Source organism: Leucobacter sp. NPDC058333, from assembly GCF_042726155.1.
GTDB lineage: Bacteria > Actinomycetota > Actinomycetes > Actinomycetales > Microbacteriaceae > Leucobacter.
In genome coordinates this window covers 1514590-1530997 of record NZ_JBHXHV010000001.1, presented here as the reverse complement: position 1 = coordinate 1530997, position 16408 = coordinate 1514590, and the positions used below count along the sequence as shown (strand labels likewise).

The following is a 16408-nucleotide window of genomic DNA, read 5'->3' as shown; positions in this document are numbered from 1 at the left end:
CGTTGTCGATCCTTTCTGAAGTGCACACTTGTGGCGGGTGCGGGTGCGGGAGCCGAAAGGGAGGCCGGCACCCGCACCCGGCTAGTTCGTTACGCCTACGAGCTCGCTGGTGACGCCGAGCAGTTTGATCTTCTCGTTTTCCGACTTGCTCGGCACGAAGAAGAGCATTTGATGCGCGACCTGCTGAACGAGTCGTTCCTGCTCCCCTTCAAGCCCGGAGAGGGCCGTGATCGCGCCCTGCGCCTGCGGCTTGTACCGGCCGCCGGCGGCGTCGACGATCTGCTCGTCGATCACGGTCGTCGCGACGAGCGCGCCGCCCGCTCCGGTCGAGAGCGCGACCACATCTGCGTCTCCCTGTCGAGCCGAAGCGCTGTACTTCATCGTCTGACCCTTGTCATCCGATTCTTTCTGTGCAGCCGTCGCGCGGGCGAGACCGTAGTTTTCGAGCAGCGTGTCGTCGTCGAGATTAAAGTTGGCCGATTCGGGCGCGTCAGCGCCGTTCTGAAGTAGCGCTGCGTATGCCTTTCCCACTTCTTCCGGCGGGAGCACGAGCGTCTCAATATCGTTTGCGAGCAACGCGGTGCCGTCTTCTGCGGGCGCTGCCTGCGGCATCGAAATGCCGCCCTTCAGCGCAATCACGCGCGACACTTCGAAGTTCTCCTGCGGGCTCTGCTGAGTGAGCACGAGCGCGAGTGAGGGGGAAGTCTTCTCACTGGTCGTCTCGCTGCTGGCAGCGTCGGCCGACGCGTCAGCCACGGCTTCGGTGCCAGTCGCCGGATCAGTTCCGGCAGCGGCATCACCCGCGGCCGCCCCTCCGGCTGCCGCGTCGCCACTCGCGTCTTCGGTTCCATCAGCCGTTGCCGCGGCATCGGGCTTGCCCGACGTCGAGGCGACTGTAACGAACGCCGTACGCGGCCACGATTCAGTGCTTTGCACGAGCGCGTAATCGAGCTCGTCATCAGTGATCCGGGGCGGCACTACGGCGTAGTCGGGAACGGCGGCGCGAATCTTGTAGTTCGCGGTGCGTTGCGCGAGCGCGTCATCCACGAAACGGTCGTCGAGCGCGGCGGCGTCAAGATCATCGTCTCCGGCGTTTGCCGCGGCTGACACCTGCTCGATAATGCGGTGCAACTGCGCCTCTGTGACTGGCACAGGTGCGATGTTTGAGGGCTGCGCTGACGGCGTCTCTTCGACCACCGGGGTCGATCCCGGCCAGTACTCGGCCGAGCATCCCGAGAGTCCCAGCGCGACCGTGATGCCGATCACAGGCAGCGCTCGACGGGCGAGGCGCGAGGCGCGCTTCGCCCGCGGAGCCGCTGGCAGAGTCTCGGCCAGCGTGCGCCGATCGTTCGCGATCATGCGCTCTCCCTGGGGTGCGGCTTCGGTTTCGGTCGTGGGTGCAGCGCTCCGTCGTGCGCCCCGACGGCTAAACGCGTTTCTCAATCCGAGCAGCGGCCCGCGACGGCCACGGCGGGGGCCCAAGCCGCGTCGATCATGGTCGACCGCGAGCAAATACAGCACAGCTCCAATGATCGCGAGCAGGCCACCCGCCGCCAGTAGCGGACCTGCCCACGGCGTGCTTCGATCCTGAGCCCAGACGAGCGAGAATTCGCTCGGGATCGGATCCGTGCCATTCGTCGCGATCAACACCGACTGATCCGCAGCGATAGCAACGGGAACCCTCAGAGTCTCTGTTTCCGTGGCGCTTCCCGCGCTATCGATCGAACGTGAGTCGAGCCACAAGTCGCTTCCCCGCGGATCAAGGCCCTCGGTCGCGTCAACAGCGCCCGTGGCAGTTTCGTCAGTTGCTGCCGGCACGTCCGTCGCGGCACCATCGGTTGCGGGAGCATCAGTCGCTGCGGGGACGTCAGTCGTCGTTGACTCAGCCACAGCGGTATCGGGAATCGCACCCGGCACGAGGGCGCTCAAGAGCCGCTGCTTGGCTTTGTCAACTGAGAGTTCCGCGTGCGGGAACGGCTCGACCCAGGCATCGATGTCGCGGGTCATGCCGGTCGCGACAAAGGCGTCCTTCCCCTGCACCACTACGTTCGCCTGCCCGGGAATCTTCGCAAACTCGGCACCGTCCACGATTGCGAAGGCTGACTCGGACTGTGTGTCTACTGGCAAGCTGATCTCGGCCGGGCCGGCGAGAAAGGTGCGTTGGCCGAGCCCCAGCAGCAGGAGCACGCCAGAGAGCACGAGCACTGCGATCGCAAGCGCATGTCGCACGGGATCTCCTCTTCTTTCGCGTCGGTTCGAGCGGCCACTGCGGGAGTCGCGACACCCGAACACGATTCTTCAACCTGCAACGCTACCGGAGCTTCCCGCATGTGACATGAGCACTTCGTTGAAACCCAGTGAAAATGGCCGCGGACAGTGGCATCTAGACCGCTCATATTGCCAATCACCGGCCTGCTGTTCTCCCCCGTAGCTCTCGGGCGATTGCGGTATCGTTGGGGAGCAATTCTGTTCGCACGGCGGCCCGCTCGGGGCGCGACGACTCGACATGTAGAGATATCGGAGGGCCTGTGTCCGAACCAGCCCAGCAGTTCACCCCTGCGTTTCGCGGGTACAACCGCGACGAAGTAGATGAACGCGTCGGCGCGCTCACTGGCCACATTGCCACGCTGCAGTCACACCTTGAAGCTCTGCAGCAAGCTCATCAGCAGTCGTCGCAGGTGGGAAATGAGCAACGCCAGCTGATTGCGGATCTCCAGGAGCAAGTGGCCGAGCTCGGAGCATCAGGGTACTCGGGGCTCGGCCTCCGCGTTGAAAAGAGTCTGCAGGTCGCCGAAGACCATGCCCAGCGCCTCATGGCCCAAGCAGACCTCGACGCCGAAAAGCTGCGTCGCTCGTCTGAAGAAGAAAGCCGACGGGTACTGACTCAAGCGCAGAGCCGCGCAGACGAACTCCTCACCTCAGCCTCGGAGCAGTCCGAGATCATCTTGACGGGGGCGCGCAACGACGTCGCGACTCAGGCCGCCGCTGCGAACTCCGAGCGCGAGCGACTACTCGACGAGGCCCGCCGCGAAGCAGAACTGACCCGCAGCGCTGCAGAACGTGAGGCACTTTCGGCTCGCGAAACAGCCCACCGAGATGCGCAGGCCGCCATTGCCGCCGCAGAGGTTCAAGCCGAACGCATCAGTTCCGAAGCTCGCGCTGCCGCGAACGAGCTACGCGCTCAGACAGAGGTGCAGGCCGAAGCCTTTGAACGCCAGCGAGCCGAGAACGAGCGCGAAGCTGAGCTCGAACGCGCACGCCTAGTGCAAGAGGGCGAACGGGCTCGCGCCGAGTTCGAGGCACGACGTCTCCGTGAAGAGGCCGAGCTTGAAGAGCGCTACACCGAGCAACAGCGCACACTCGAGGCCGACATTGATGCGCAGCGCCGCGAGCTCACCACTGAGGTCGAGACGCTTCGGGGCCGCATCGCCCAAGAGCGGGCCGAACACGACGCCGCGCTGACCCAGGAGCGCGAAGCTCACGATCGTCGCTTGCAGACCGAGGCACAGGCTCATGCAGACCGCATCGCGCAGGAGCGTGCGGAACACGAGGCGGGCATCACGCGAGATCGCGAGGCGCTCGAGAGCGAACTCGCCACTCGTGCCGCCCAGGCTGAGCGCGAGCGGGCACGCGAAGACGCTGTCGCCGCAGAAGATCGTGCAGCGGCCACGACGCGTCTGGAGGCGCAGCTCGCTGCTCAGCGCGAAGATCACGACCAGTTGCTTGTGCGCGAGGTTACCGCCCACCGGGCAGCACTGTCGCACGAACGCGATTCCCATGACGAAGTCATCGCCGCGGAGCTTGCGCAACACCGCGAATTGATCGCGACCGAGCGCGGAGCCCACGATGAGGCACTGAGCTCTGAACTCGCCGCGCACAGCGAGGCGCTGCACTCCGAGCGCGCCGCGCACGACGAGGCGCTGAGTAGCGAACGCGAGGCGCACGAGGCTCAGCTTCGGGATGCGCAGGAGCGACAAGAAGTACGCCTCTCTGACGAGCTCGCAGCTCACGTTTCGCGACTCGCGCAAGAGCGGAGCGCGCACGAGAACTCGATTCTCGAAGAACGTTCGGCACATGACACCTCGATCTCGGAGGAGCGTGCGGCCCACGAGGCGGCAATCAACGAGGAGCGCGCTCACCACGACGCCACCCTGACTGCGGAGCGGGAAGCGCACGACGCCACGCTGAGTTCCGAGCGCGAAGCGCATAACACTGCGATCGCGGACGAGCGCGGCGCGCACGAAGCGACTCTCGCTGCGGAGCGGGAGGCGCACGAGACCCGCATTGCGTACGAGCTCTCAGCTCATGAGTCTGCGATTGCGGACGCGCGCGCGGAACTCGCCGCGGAGCAGGAGGCCCAGCGTGCGTCCCTCGCCGCCGAGCTGAGCGCCGAACGGTCTGCTCACGACACGCGCATCGCAGAAGAGATTGCGACGCACGAGAGCCGGCTCGGTGCAGAGCTCGCATCGCACCAGGATCGCGTCATATCTGAGTGGGACGACCACCGTACGCGGATCGCCGACGAACTCACAGCCCACGAGCGTGAGGTCGCTGAGGCGAAGGCAACGCTCGCGCGCGAACACGAGCGTTCACAGCAGGCCCACGCGGCTCGCATCGCAGACGAGACGACCGTCCACGAGGAGCGCCTCACCGCGCAGACGCGCGAGCACGAGCAGCGATTGGCTGACGAACGCGCGGCTGAGACCGAGCGACTGCGCATCCAGCGCGATGAGACAGCTGAGGCACTCGGCATTGAGCGCGAGGCCCTCGAACTGCAGATCGAACGTGAGCGCGCCAAACTCGCCGACGATGTTGTTCGTGAGCGCGAGGAACACGAGCGCACACTGGCGGCTGCGGTCGCCCAGCACGAGGCAGACCTCCAGCGCGAGCGCGAGGCGCAGTCGGCTGCAATCGCGCGCGAGGTCGCGGCGCAACGCACCGCTGTGACGGAAGAGACCGACCTGCTGCGAACCGACACAGTTGCTGAGCTCGCTGAGCACCGCGCTGCCGAGGAGTCCCGACTCGCTCAGCTGCGCGCCGATACCGAAGACGCAGTGCGCGAAATGACCGAGCGCATCGAGCGCGAGAGCGCAGCGTTCAACGCAGACATCACACAGCAGCGCGAAACAGTTGAGCGCGATCTTGCTGAGCGCCAGCGAGCAGCGTCGGAGACCGCGCAGAGAGAACTCGAAGCGACCCGCGCAGAGCTCACCGAGCTGCGCTCACAGCTCGAGCTCGCCCGTGCCGAGTATGAGCACCTGAGCTCGGAGGCAACACAAGACGCGCGTAACGTGCGTGCGGCCGCGGAGCGCCACGCTGCGGAGATCGTGCTCGAAGCCGAACAGCGCGCTCAGACAACGTTCGCGTCGGCTGAAGATCGCGCAACCAAGGTGCTCGCCGCGGCTGAGGATCGCATGACCCAACTCAAGGTCGAACGCGGGGCCGTCGCGCGATACTTCGAGAGCCTCGGTGAGGTCATCACGAACGCACAGAAAATGAGCACGGTCGCCGGCCGCCTCGTATCCCAGCCGGTAGCTGAAGGGGTGCCGACCGACGATTCAACCGCCGAGCGAGATACGCCCGCGCGCGACAGTGCTCTCGCCGGCGAAGAGGCGCCAGTCAGCGACGAAACCGCGCCGGTCGCCCGGGTCACAGACGAGCAGCGCGGCACGCAGGCCTAAACCGGCAACTACTGCTGCAGGCGCTCGGCGGCCACCTCACCCGGTAATGGGGTGGCCGCCGAACCCACCGCCGCAACGATCTCATCGAGCACGCGTCGCGTCTGCTTTTCACCGACCCAGAGGTGACGACCACCCTCGACGGGAATCAACGTCATTCGCGGCACGTCAGCGAACCGTTCAGCGGCCTCCGGCGGTCGAAGGTAATCGTCAAACTCGGGAATCAGGGCGACGAGCTTCGGATCCGCTGGCTGCCAGGCCGCGACCTCCTCTGGCGTCGCCCGGTGCAGTGGTGGGGAGAGCAGGATCGCCCCGTCGATATTGTGCGCAAGACCATACTTGAGCGCGAGCTCGGTGCCGAAGGACCAACCGAGCAGCCAGGGATGCGGCAGCGATCGCTCCTTCACGAACGCCATCGCAGCGGCGAGGTCGTGCTGCTCTGTGATTCCCTCACCGAACTCGCCCTCGCTCGTGCCGCGCGGCGACGAAGTGCCGCGCGTGTTGAAACGCAATACGGCGAGGTCGGCAAGCTCGGGTAGACGGTTCGCCGCCTTTCGAATGATGTGTGACTCCATAAAGCCACCAGCGGTGGGCAGCGGGTGCAGCGTCACCAGGGTCGCCTGAGGTTCGCGATCGAGCGGCGTCGCCAGCTCGCCGTACAGGGTGAGTCTGTCGGCCGTGTGCAGCTCAATGTTTTCTCGGCGCGCCCGCAAGACCGTGTTACTCGAAATCTCTACCATGCCCTCTTCCTCCGGATTCAGCCGATCTCCCCCAGCCTATCCGGAGGGACCCGCGCGCTCTGGCAGGATGGAAGGCATGGCACTCACGGCAGCAGCAGACGGTTCGGCGCTCGGCAATCCAGGCCCCGCAGGCTGGGCTTGGTACGTCGACGATGCGCAGTGGCGCGCCGGTGGATGGCCGCGCGCCACGAATAACCAGGGTGAGCTCATGGCCGTACTCGACCTGTTGCTCGCGACGTCTGACAGGGCCACCGAACCGCTCAAGATTCTCTGCGACAGTCAGTACGTCATTAACTCGGTCACGCAGTGGATGCCAGGTTGGAAGCGTCGCGGCTGGAGAAAATCCGACGGCAAGCCCGTACTCAATCGCGAGTTGCTCGAGCGCCTTGACGCGGCGATGGTGGGCCGGAATGTGACGTTCGAGTGGGTCAAGGGCCACGCCGGGCACCCGCTGAATGAGGCCGCAGACGTGCGCGCGCGGGCGGCCGCCACTGCGTTCCAGGCCGGGCGTGATCCCGCGACGGGCCCGGGGCTCGCGGGCACAGATCCTACGCCCGCGACACCATCGGTCGACGTCGAGCAGCCCGCGGCTCCCCCGATGCTGTTCTAGGAGCGTTCGCGGGAGCTACACGCTCTGCGTTACGCGAGGCGCCAGCAGTGCAGGTGGTAGTGGCGTCGATTGCGCACCGCGACCTCGTCACCGAAGAAGTCGTCGGCTCGCCACGCGACGACGTGCGCCTGACCGACGGGAATGCCTGTGCTGCACGCCGGGCAGGCGTACTCCTTTTCGGCGCGATGCCCGGGGATATCGCGCACGAACCACTCTGACCCCGAGCGCGACTCTCGTCGTGCACCGCCGTTTGCGAGACGTGTGACATCCGGTTGCGGGGCGAGCGCTGCTCGCTGGTACTTATTCGGTCGACGCTGCTTCGCCATGCGGCGAGCTCACCACCAGTTGTTGGCGGTCCAGAATGCGTACGCGCCAGCCCAGCTGCCGTAGCGATCAGTCGCATAGCCCGACGCCCATCGCAGGTTGTCGACCGGGTCGTACCCGTTACCGGGCACCTTGCTGCACGGCAGTGCCTGGATCAGGCCGCAAGCACCCGAGCTCGCGTTCGTCGCGTTGGGGTTCCAGGTGCTCTCTTTCGAGGCAATGTAGTCGACATAGCCCCAGTCTGACTCCGCGATACCCGCCGCAGCCATCCACTCTGCCGGCGAGCCGCCACCCGTGTACCGAGGCGGAGCAGCCGGAGAAGACGAACCGCCGGTCGACTGTGACGCCTCTTCGGCCTCCTTCGCCGCCTTTTCTGCCTCAGCGGCTTTCTTCGCCTCTTGCTTCTTACGAACCTCTGCCGGATCGGGAAGCTCGACCACCTCGACGTCCGTGTACACCAGGTCGGCGTCGACACTCAGGTTCGGTGTGAACTGCTGGTGGATGCGCTCCTGGAACGCCATCGTCTCAGCATCGGCTGGCGCGCTCGGCATCGCAAACGGCGCGACCACGGCCGCGCCAAGGAATCCGGCGACCGCGAGGGCCGCGACTGGACCTCGAACTTTCGACCAGCGGGAGACGGGGGCAAATTTCACAACAGACACAATATAACGATTCTATCTCAGCGCGGCGTCTTGAACAACCGGACGTTTCAGCAACGATCTCGCCGCATGGTTTCGCATCTCACCGGGTCGCGAGAATAAGTTCCACGACTCCGTCGAGCAGCGCATCTACCTGTTCTTCGTCGTATCCACGCCACTGCGAATGGAATACAACGTCACGCACTTCTGCCGGCTGCAGCGCCAGTTCACGACGCTCAAACATCTCTGAAACCCGATCCAAAAACGCGTCAACCTGCGAACGGCGATACCCCGTCGCGAACAGTCCCCTGCGCCGGAACCGCTTGCCACGGGGGCGATGGATCCGCCCGCGAACATCCGAGAGCAGCTGGCGCGTTTCGTCCCACCAGGCGTCTTCGCCAGCGGCACGCACCTGCGCACGTCGCTCGCGCTCGTAGAAGACCTCTTCGAGTCGATCCATTGCGGCGTCGACGTAACGGGCAGCGTACCCGCCCTTTTTTACGGAGAAAGCGCGGCGACGCACGGAAGCTGACGTCATCGCGCCGCCTTCGGTGCCCCCCTCATACGCGGAGCGGGCATCGCTCAAAAACTGATCAACCTGTTCTTGGTGATAGCCGAGCTGCGACCCAGTCGCGAGCGGGAAAGAGGTGTGCACCCGTCCATTCTGCACGGCGGGCTTCTCTGGTCGCTGTGAACGCCGGGCCATCACACGACCCCCAACGCAAGGGCGACACCGTAGACGCCGACCGCAGAAGGCAGCAGCGAGTCGAGGCGGTCAAGAAAACCACCGTGACCTGGAATCCAAGAACTCATGTCTTTCACACCCAAGTTTCGTTTAATGAGGGACTCAGTGAGGTCGCCGCCCGTCGCGGTAAAGAGCACCACCACGCCGATGATGACGCCAACCCACCAGGACTGGTGCAGCGCGAAGATTGAAACGAGCACGCCTGCTGCCGCAGCCACCACCGCCGCACCCGCGAACCCTTCCCACGTCTTATTCGGGCTAATACGCGGGGTCATCTTGTGTTTGCCCAGCGTCACGCCAGCGGCATAGGCGCCGACGTCGACCGACACGACCACGAGCACGAGTGCAAACACCCACCACTCACCATTGTCAGCGAGCACCAGCAACACGGTGAACGACGCAAGAAATGCCACATAGACCAGCGTGAACAGGCCAGAGAACACGTCTCGAACGACAGTCTTCGGCGGCGCTTCCCAGCGCGGCACGAGGCCCTCGAACAAACGCCACACTGTCAGCAATAGCGACCCGGCAAACAACCCGAGCAACATGCCCTGCGCGTTCCAGATCGCGGCCCCCGCCACGATAATGAGTCCAGCGAGCACGACGCCGATGCGCGGCACACGTCGGCCCGAGATCCGGAAAGCCGAGGCGAGTTCGACGAGTGCGATACCCACCAGCGCCGCAACCAGCAACACAAAAAGCTGCTTCACCAGCAGCAGGCTCGCGAGAAACACGCCCCCGAAAATGACTCCGGAAGCGATGGCGAAGACCAGGTTACGGCCGGCTCGGGCCTCAATCCGGGCGTTCGTCGCCTCGAGCTGCGCCCGAGTCGATTCGAGCGCGCTCCGAATCTCGTCGCGTTTCTCCGAGCCCGCCATGCGGATCAGACCTCCAGCAGCTCGGCTTCTTTGCGCTTCAGCGCCTCGTCGATCTGATCGATGAACTGCTTCGTGACGGCCTCGAGCTCCTTCTCAGCGCGCGAGATCTCGTCTTCGCCGACCTCACCCTTCAGCGCGTCAAAGTCGTCCTTGCCGGAACGGCGTACGTTGCGGATCGCAACGCGGGCATCTTCGGCTTTGCCCTTGACGATCTTGACGAACTCCTTGCGGCGTTCTGCGGTGAGCTCGGGCAGCGCCAGGCGAATGACGGTGCCATCGTTCGAGGGGTTCGCGCCGAGGTTCGGCATGTCGCGAATGGCCTGCTCGATATCTTTCATCGCTCCCTTGTCGTAGGGGGTGATGAGCAGGCTGCGCGCATCCTGGTTCTGCACGGAAGCGAGCTGCGAAAGTGGCGTGGGCGTACCGTAGTAGTCGACCTGCACGTTCTGCAGCAGTGACGGGTTCGCCCGCCCCGTGCGAACCGTGGCGAAGCTCTCTTTCGCGGATTCAACCGCGCGGTTCATGCGGTCCTTGACATCGGCGAAGACTTCATCGATCACGGTGTACTCCTTAGTGAAAACGCTCGTTGATCCAGCTTAGCGGGCGCGGCCCGCGCCGCCCGCGTCAGGCGTGAACGAGGGTGCCGAGGGGTGCGCCTCGCAGCGCATCGGTGACGTTACCAGCTGGCTCCATGCCGAAGACGCGCATCGGCATCCCGTTGTCCATGCAGAGGCTGAACGAGGTCGAGTCGACGACCTTCAGACCACGCACGAGTGCGTCGTTGTAGGTGATCTGCTCGATCAGCGTGGCATCGGGGTCTTGACGGGGATCAGCGGTGTAAACGCCATCGACGCCGTTCTTCGCGACCAGCACTTCGTCGGCTTGAATCTCAAGTGCGCGCTGCGCCGCGACCGTGTCGGTCGAGAAATAGGGCAAACCTGCGCCAGCACCGAAAATAACGACGCGTCCCTTTTCGAGGTGGCGAATGGCGCGCAGCGGGATGTAGGTTTCGGCGACCTGGGTCATCGTGATTGCCGACTGTACGCGGGTCTCGACACCGGCCTGCTCGAGGAAATCTTGCAGGGCGAGGGCGTTCATGACGGTGCCCAGCATGCCCATGTAATCAGCGCGAGCGCGGTCCATGCCGCGCTGCGAGAGCTCAGCACCCCGGAAGAAGTTACCGCCACCGACAACGACGGCGACCTCGGCATCTTCCATTGCGGCCGCGATTTCGCGCGCAATCTGGCTGACAACGTCGGGGTTCACACCGAGCGTTCCCCCACCGAAGGCTTCTCCCGAGAGCTTGAGCAGTACTCGTCGCTTGCGATCGGCGGTCTTCGTCATGTGGGGTGTCTCCTCTGTCGAATGTCGAGCGTGGACGCTTTCGCGTCACTGGGCCCCGTATGTACCCGGGGCCAATAATAGTGCGGACACAGCACAGGACCCGAGCCGAACGGCCCGGGTCCTGGTGTGATTGGCTAAGCGCCGACCTTGCTCCGTGCGAAGCCGGTCACCTTGATGCCTGCGGCCTCAGCGAACTTCTTCACCTCGCGCTTGTCAGCGTCGAGCGCGTGAATCTGTTCGTTCAGCGCGACCTGCTTGAAGAACGCGGTCAGACGACCCTCGACGATCTTCGGCAGTGCAGCCTCAGGCTTGCCTTCGTTCTTCGAGATCTCGGTAACGAGCGCGCGCTCCTTATCGACATCAGCCTCGGGCACATCTTCGCGGCTCAGGTAGAGCGGATCCGCGAAGGAGATGTGACGAGCGATGCTGAGAGCGGCCTCGGCGTCGTCACCCTCGTAGCCCACGACCACGCCGATCTGCGGCGGCAGATCCTTCGAGGTCTGGTGCAGGTACACCGAGGTGGCGGGTGCCTCAACGCGCGAGAGCTTGCGGATCTCGATGCGCTCGCCAATGATGGCGGCCTCTTCGGTGATGACGTCGGCGACGGTCTTGCCCTCGGCGGGAGCTGCAAGAGCCTCCTCCACGGACGAGGCCCTCGCCGCGACGATTGCGTCGAGGACGCGATCAGCCAGGGCAATGAACTTCTCGTTCTTCGCAACGAAGTCGGTCTCGCAAACGAGCTCGATCATCGTGGCAGCACCCTCGGTCTGACGAACAGCGACGAGGCCTTCGCTTGCCTCGCGGTCGCCGCGCTTTGCAACACCCTTCAGGCCCTTGAGACGCAGGATCTCGATGGCCTTCTCGATGTCACCCTCAGCCTCAACGAGTGCGTTCTTGCTGTCGAGCATGCCGGCGCCGAGGCGGTCGCGCAGCTCTTTCACAGCGGCCATGCTTACTGCAGCCATGTGTGACTCCTTCAGTGGTCGTTCGGTGAACGGTCAGAGATTATTCTGCGGCCGGGGTCTTCGCAGCGTCGTCGGCCGGGGCCTCTTCCGCGGCGGGTGCCTCTTCGGCAGCGGGTGCTTCTTCAGCGGCCGGAGCCTCTGCAGCAGCGGGTGCTTCTTCAGCTTCAGCGGCGGGAGCTTCCTCGGCGGCCGGAGCCTCGGTTGCGAGAAGCTCGACCTCCCACTCAGCGAGCGGCTCTGCGGCCTGCTCAGCGCCCTCCGACGGCTTCTGGTGGCGCTCCATGAGGCCCTCAGCTGCGGCGTCGGCGATCACGCGGGTGAGCAGTGCGACCGAGCGGATTGCGTCGTCGTTACCCGGGATCGGGTAGGTGACCTCGTCGGGATCGCAGTTGGTGTCGAGGATCGCGATCACGGGGATCCCGAGCTTCTTCGCCTCGTCGATCGCGAGGTGCTCCTTCTTGGTGTCGACGACCCAGAGCGCAGAGGGAGTCTTGCCCATGTGGCGGATGCCACCGAGCGACTTCTGCAGCTTCTCGAGCTCGCGCTTCTTGAGCAGGAGCTCCTTCTTGGTGAAGCCGCTCGTGGTGCCCTCGAAGTCGAGCTGCTCGAGCTCCTTCATGCGCTCAAGACGACCGGTGACCGTCTGGAAGTTGGTGAGCAGGCCGCCGAGCCAACGCTGGTTGACGTAGGGCTGGTTAACGCGGGTCGCCTGCTCGGCGATCGCTTCCTGGGCCTGCTTCTTGGTGCCGACGAAGAGAATGTTGCCGCCACGGGCAACGGTCTGCTTCACGAACTCGTAAGCGGCATCGATGTACCCGAGCGACTGCTGCAGGTCGATGATGTAGATGCCCGAGCGCTCGGTGAAAATAAAACGCTTCATCTTCGGGTTCCAGCGGCGGGTCTGGTGTCCGAAGTGCACGCCGCTGTCGAGCAGCTGGCGCATGGTAACGACGGCCATGGCCGTCCTCCTGTTCTGCGCACCCTCGCGGGCACGCGTATTACGGTTGTCATCGGTCGCGGTTGCGACCCGATCCTGGTGCCCTCGGGATTAGCCGCCGCGTTCGTGTTGAGCGCGGACCGTTGGCTTCACTCCGATGCGTGGGCACGCGAAGTCACCTCTTGCAAGGTGCTGGACCAGTGTACACCAGCCAGGCCGCTCAATTGCGCGCTCACAGGCCCGCATTTTTGGACCTTTCTCGCGAGTTCTTCACAGATCTCGCTCGCGCCTCGCCGGCGGACGCCACGGCTGACACGATTTTCGCATGACTCCCCGGCTCACTCAGCTCACCTCTCTCTTCTCGATCCTCCGCCTCGCTGCCACTGTGTTCACGGCAGTGCCACTCGTGGCGATCCCCCCGGCAGCGATATCAGCGACGTCCGGGAGCGCGGCGGCTGCGATACCTCAGACCGTCACAGCGAAAACCGCGAGCATCGCCCGCTGGGTGCCGCCCGTCGCTGTTCCGTTCGAGGTGATCGAGCCGTTCCGTGCTCCCGAGCACGCCTACGGACCCGGTCATCGCGGCGTCGATCTCGCCGCACGCGCCGGAACCGAGGTGCGAGCTCCCGTCGGCGGCACAGTCACCTTCGCAGGCACGGTCGTCGACCGGCCCGTGATCTCAGTGCGCGTCGATGAGACCACTGTGTACTCGATGGAACCCGTATCGAGCATGCTGAGCGCGGGCGACACCGTCAACATTGGCGCGCCGATTGGCACTCTGAGCGGTGCCGGGCACTGCGGCGGGCGTTGCGTGCACCTCGGAGTACGCGTCAGCGATGAGTATGTGAACCCGCTTCGCTACTTCTTCACGAGACCGGTGCTGTTGCCGTGGTGAATCTGCTCATGCAGATGGCGCGAACGAGAGGGCGAGGGCACGTTAGGCCCGCGGGTGAGCCTGCCGGTAGCTCTGAGCCAATCGTTCGGTCGAGACGTGCGTATAGACCTGAGTACTCGCCAGGCTCGAGTGCCCCAGCATCTCTTGCACCACTCGCAGGTCGGCGCCACCATTCAGCAGGTGCGTCGCCGCGGTGTGCCGGAAGGTGTGCGGACCGCGTGGGCCTCCACCCGGCTCGTCTTCGAGCTCGCGGGCCACCAGTCGGTACACCGCATTGGGCGTCAGTTTGCCACCCCGGTTTCCCACGAATAGGGCATCATGCCTGGCGCTCTGCGGCCCGGCGCTCTGTGATGCAGCGCTCTGTGATGCAGCGCTTGCGGCTTGCGCGGCTCGAGCAATCAGTGCGGGGCGAGCGACGGTCAGATAGGTGTCGATGGCACGCGCGGCCGGTCCGCCGAACGGCACAACTCGCTCTTTGCCGCCCTTGCCCAGCACGCGCACGGTTCGAGCACCGGCATCGAGCCCAGTGATCGGCAACGAGCACAGCTCCGAAACGCGAAGCGCCGCCGCGTAGAGCAGTTCGAGCACCGCGTGATCGCGCAGCGATTCGGGGTGCTCGGCGTCGCCTCGGCCTTCAACTCGGGCCAGCAGGCGGCGCATTTGCTCGTCGGCGAGCACTCGCGGAAGATCACGCGGAGCCTTCGGAGCACGGAGCCGCGACGCAGGATTGCCCGGCACCAGCCGGGAGCGTTCGAGCCAGGTGCCAAACGACTTCAGCGTCGCGACGTTGCGGGCGAGCGTTGTGGCTGCGAGCCCTTGTTGCTGACGCTGCCACAACCAGCCACGCATGAGCTCGATATCGCAGTCGGCGAGCTCGCGCGCACCAGTTTCCTCCGCGAAGTCGATGAACCATGCGAGGTCTCGCTGGTAGGCGCGCAGCGTGTGCTCGGAGTAGCCATACTCCAACTGCACGGCCGTCAAGAAACGCTCGACGGCCGTAGACAGTTGCATGTCTTCATTGTGGGCGGCGCGCGTCAGAAGCGCATTCTGGCTCGCGGCGTTTCGTCGTGCTATTGGCGTGCTACCGGCGTGCCCGCCACGATGCGACTTTGGCGCTCAGCATGAACCGAGCCAGGCTGGGGCGCCCCCGCCACGATCGCCCGGTACGCGCATCGATGCCGTGTACGGCGGGCGCGCGCGTTGCTGGACGACGTCCCAGTACAAGTTGCAGCACATCGGTCGCGAGCATCGCGGCAGAAATCTCAACGGCGGGCGCGATGGCGGGGGCATCGATTTCACCTCGCGCGACCCGCGCGAAAACGTCGGCGTTCAGGTAGGGAGGGACGCGCTGCACCCAGCGCCAGAGCGGCACCGAGATCTCACCGCTGTCGAGCGCCTCCGGACTCACATCGAGCGGGAGACCCATCAGCTGTTCGAACTGCCCGGGTCGGGTGAACACCGTGTGCCAAGCGCCGAACGCGACCTCGACACCAAGCGCGACCGGGACGTGCTGCGCGCTTCCTGCGCGTGCGACGAGCAGCCCCAACGACGGGAGCGTGAAGTCGGTTCCGTCAACAACCGCATCCGCGCCCCGCACAAAGGCGTCGATGCTGCCAGCCGAAACGCCCTCGGACCATTCGTCGACTGTGACAATCGGCGAGACCGAACGGCACAGCTCGGCGACGACGGTCGTCTTTTGCCGGCCAAGCGAGTCGAGTGTCGATGCCGCCTGCCGATTGAGGTTCGTGATCGAGAACGTGTCGGGGTCAGCCAGTCGCAGGTTTCCGATACCGCTCCGAGCGAGTACCTCGGCCACTCGTCCGCCAACTCCCCCGACCCCGGCAATCGCTACGGTCGCAGAGCCGAGCCTGCGGAGTTCGGCATCGGTAAATAAGCCGCGACTGCGATCCAGAAAGGTGGGACCCTGCGCCGCGGAGGGCGCAGGGTCACGCGTCACGGAACACCAGGTGCTGGTCGCCGATCGTGCCGTCCCACGGGTGCGAGTAGTACGTGCCGCGAAGGGTGCGGCGCGCACGCGAGATATCGTGCTCCACCCCCTCCCAGAAGTCGTCGAGCGGCATGTGGATCACGAAGTTCTCTGCGTTGAAGACGAACTTCGATTCGCTGATGCGGGCGCACGGATATCCGAAGCGATTGAGCCCCCTGAAGAACCACGGCTCAACCTCTGCGTACGCGTTCGATACGCCTCGCTCGCGCAACCGTTCGATCATCGCGCGAAGCAGCCCCACCTGGGCGAGGCCGACGCGGTGCTCCCGCAAAATTGCGAACCCTGAGACCTCGGCGCTGTCGGGCAAAATATCCACGTCAAACGTGTCTTCGATCTGGAGGCGTTGCCCAGCAACATGGGCCCCAAAGATCAGTCGCCCCGTGCCGACAGGCGCACCCAATGAGTCCCACACCAAGAAGTGCTCTGAGTACGCATCGTACGTGTCGATGTACATGGTGGACCCGACGTCGTCGGGTGTGAGTAGCCCCTCTTCAAGATACACACGCTGACGGAGCAGACGCCAGGTAAACAGATCTGCGTCTGAGGCTACCTGGGTGATGCGATACGCCGACATCGTGCTCGACGAACGAGCTTGAACCTCTGTGTTCACGTCAGTGACAGCCTTACGTTATTCGGTTATTCATGC

At 64.8% G+C, this 16408-nt stretch carries 16 protein-coding genes; 3 read left to right on the top strand and 13 right to left on the bottom strand.

Features of this window, described 5'->3' with window-relative positions; translation table 11 throughout:
* Window positions 1–81: 81 nt before the first annotated feature.
* On the bottom strand, window positions 82–2229 hold the full coding sequence (locus ACFWHR_RS07150) for a glycosyltransferase (RefSeq protein ID WP_382447575.1): 2148 nt from the start codon (window positions 2227–2229) through the stop codon (window positions 82–84).
* 299 nt (window positions 2230–2528) lie between these two features.
* On the opposite strand from ACFWHR_RS07150, the gene ACFWHR_RS07145 reads away from it, so the two are divergent.
* The gene (locus ACFWHR_RS07145; protein ID WP_382447574.1) at window positions 2529–5681 is read left to right on the top strand and encodes a hypothetical protein; all 3153 of its coding nucleotides are present in this window, start codon (window positions 2529–2531) and stop codon (window positions 5679–5681) included.
* Between the two features lie 8 nt (window positions 5682–5689).
* On the opposite strand, the gene ACFWHR_RS07140 is transcribed toward ACFWHR_RS07145, so the two are convergent.
* On the bottom strand, window positions 5690–6418 hold the full coding sequence (locus ACFWHR_RS07140; RefSeq protein WP_382447573.1) for an alpha/beta hydrolase: 729 nt from the start codon (window positions 6416–6418) through the stop codon (window positions 5690–5692).
* 76 nt (window positions 6419–6494) lie between these two features.
* On the opposite strand from ACFWHR_RS07140, the gene ACFWHR_RS07135 reads away from it, so the two are divergent.
* Entirely contained in the window at window positions 6495–7028 is a 534-nt protein-coding gene (locus tag ACFWHR_RS07135; protein ID WP_382447572.1) for a ribonuclease H, read from the top strand.
* A 29-nt stretch (window positions 7029–7057) separates the two neighbouring features.
* On the opposite strand, the gene ACFWHR_RS07130 is transcribed toward ACFWHR_RS07135, so the two are convergent.
* From ACFWHR_RS07130 to rpsB, 8 genes are all read right to left on the bottom strand, one after another.
* The gene (locus ACFWHR_RS07130; protein ID WP_382447571.1) at window positions 7058–7354 is read right to left on the bottom strand and encodes an ATP/GTP-binding protein; all 297 of its coding nucleotides are present in this window, start codon (window positions 7352–7354) and stop codon (window positions 7058–7060) included.
* 9 nt (window positions 7355–7363) lie between these two features.
* On the bottom strand, window positions 7364–8014 hold the full coding sequence (locus tag ACFWHR_RS07125; protein ID WP_382447570.1) for a transglycosylase SLT domain-containing protein: 651 nt from the start codon (window positions 8012–8014) through the stop codon (window positions 7364–7366).
* A gap of 79 nt (window positions 8015–8093) precedes the next feature.
* The gene (locus ACFWHR_RS07120; protein ID WP_382447569.1) at window positions 8094–8696 is read right to left on the bottom strand and encodes a DivIVA domain-containing protein; all 603 of its coding nucleotides are present in this window, start codon (window positions 8694–8696) and stop codon (window positions 8094–8096) included.
* A complete protein-coding gene (locus ACFWHR_RS07115; RefSeq protein ID WP_382447568.1) occupies window positions 8696–9613 on the bottom strand; it encodes a phosphatidate cytidylyltransferase in 918 nt (305 codons plus the stop codon). The genes ACFWHR_RS07120 and ACFWHR_RS07115 overlap by 1 nt, the downstream gene beginning before the upstream one ends.
* A 5-nt stretch (window positions 9614–9618) precedes the next feature.
* A complete protein-coding gene (frr, locus tag ACFWHR_RS07110) occupies window positions 9619–10173 on the bottom strand; it encodes a ribosome recycling factor (RefSeq protein WP_382447567.1) in 555 nt (184 codons plus the stop codon).
* A gap of 64 nt (window positions 10174–10237) precedes the next feature.
* A complete protein-coding gene (gene pyrH, locus ACFWHR_RS07105; protein WP_382447566.1) occupies window positions 10238–10957 on the bottom strand; it encodes a UMP kinase in 720 nt (239 codons plus the stop codon).
* A 134-nt stretch (window positions 10958–11091) separates the two neighbouring features.
* Entirely contained in the window at window positions 11092–11922 is an 831-nt protein-coding gene (gene tsf / locus ACFWHR_RS07100) for a translation elongation factor Ts (protein WP_382447565.1), read from the bottom strand.
* A 40-nt stretch (window positions 11923–11962) separates the two neighbouring features.
* Window positions 11963–12880, bottom strand: coding sequence for a 30S ribosomal protein S2 (gene rpsB / locus ACFWHR_RS07095; RefSeq protein WP_382447564.1), 918 nt, complete (start codon window positions 12878–12880; stop codon window positions 11963–11965).
* Between the two features lie 304 nt (window positions 12881–13184).
* Between rpsB and ACFWHR_RS07090 the strand changes: the two genes are divergently transcribed.
* Complete coding sequence (locus tag ACFWHR_RS07090) at window positions 13185–13754, top strand: M23 family metallopeptidase (protein WP_382447563.1); 570 nt, start codon at window positions 13185–13187, stop codon at window positions 13752–13754.
* A 42-nt stretch (window positions 13755–13796) separates the two neighbouring features.
* Here ACFWHR_RS07090 and ACFWHR_RS07085 read toward each other — a convergent pair whose 3' ends face one another.
* The 3 genes from ACFWHR_RS07085 to ACFWHR_RS07075 form a co-directional block, all read right to left on the bottom strand.
* A complete protein-coding gene (locus tag ACFWHR_RS07085) occupies window positions 13797–14765 on the bottom strand; it encodes a tyrosine recombinase XerC (RefSeq protein ID WP_382447562.1) in 969 nt (322 codons plus the stop codon).
* Window positions 14766–14835: 70 nt separating this feature from the next.
* Window positions 14836–15711, bottom strand: coding sequence for a ThiF family adenylyltransferase (locus ACFWHR_RS07080; RefSeq protein WP_382447561.1), 876 nt, complete (start codon window positions 15709–15711; stop codon window positions 14836–14838).
* Entirely contained in the window at window positions 15701–16372 is a 672-nt protein-coding gene (locus ACFWHR_RS07075; RefSeq protein WP_382447560.1) for a GNAT family N-acyltransferase, read from the bottom strand. The genes ACFWHR_RS07080 and ACFWHR_RS07075 overlap by 11 nt, the downstream gene beginning before the upstream one ends.
* Window positions 16373–16408 lie beyond the last annotated feature (36 nt).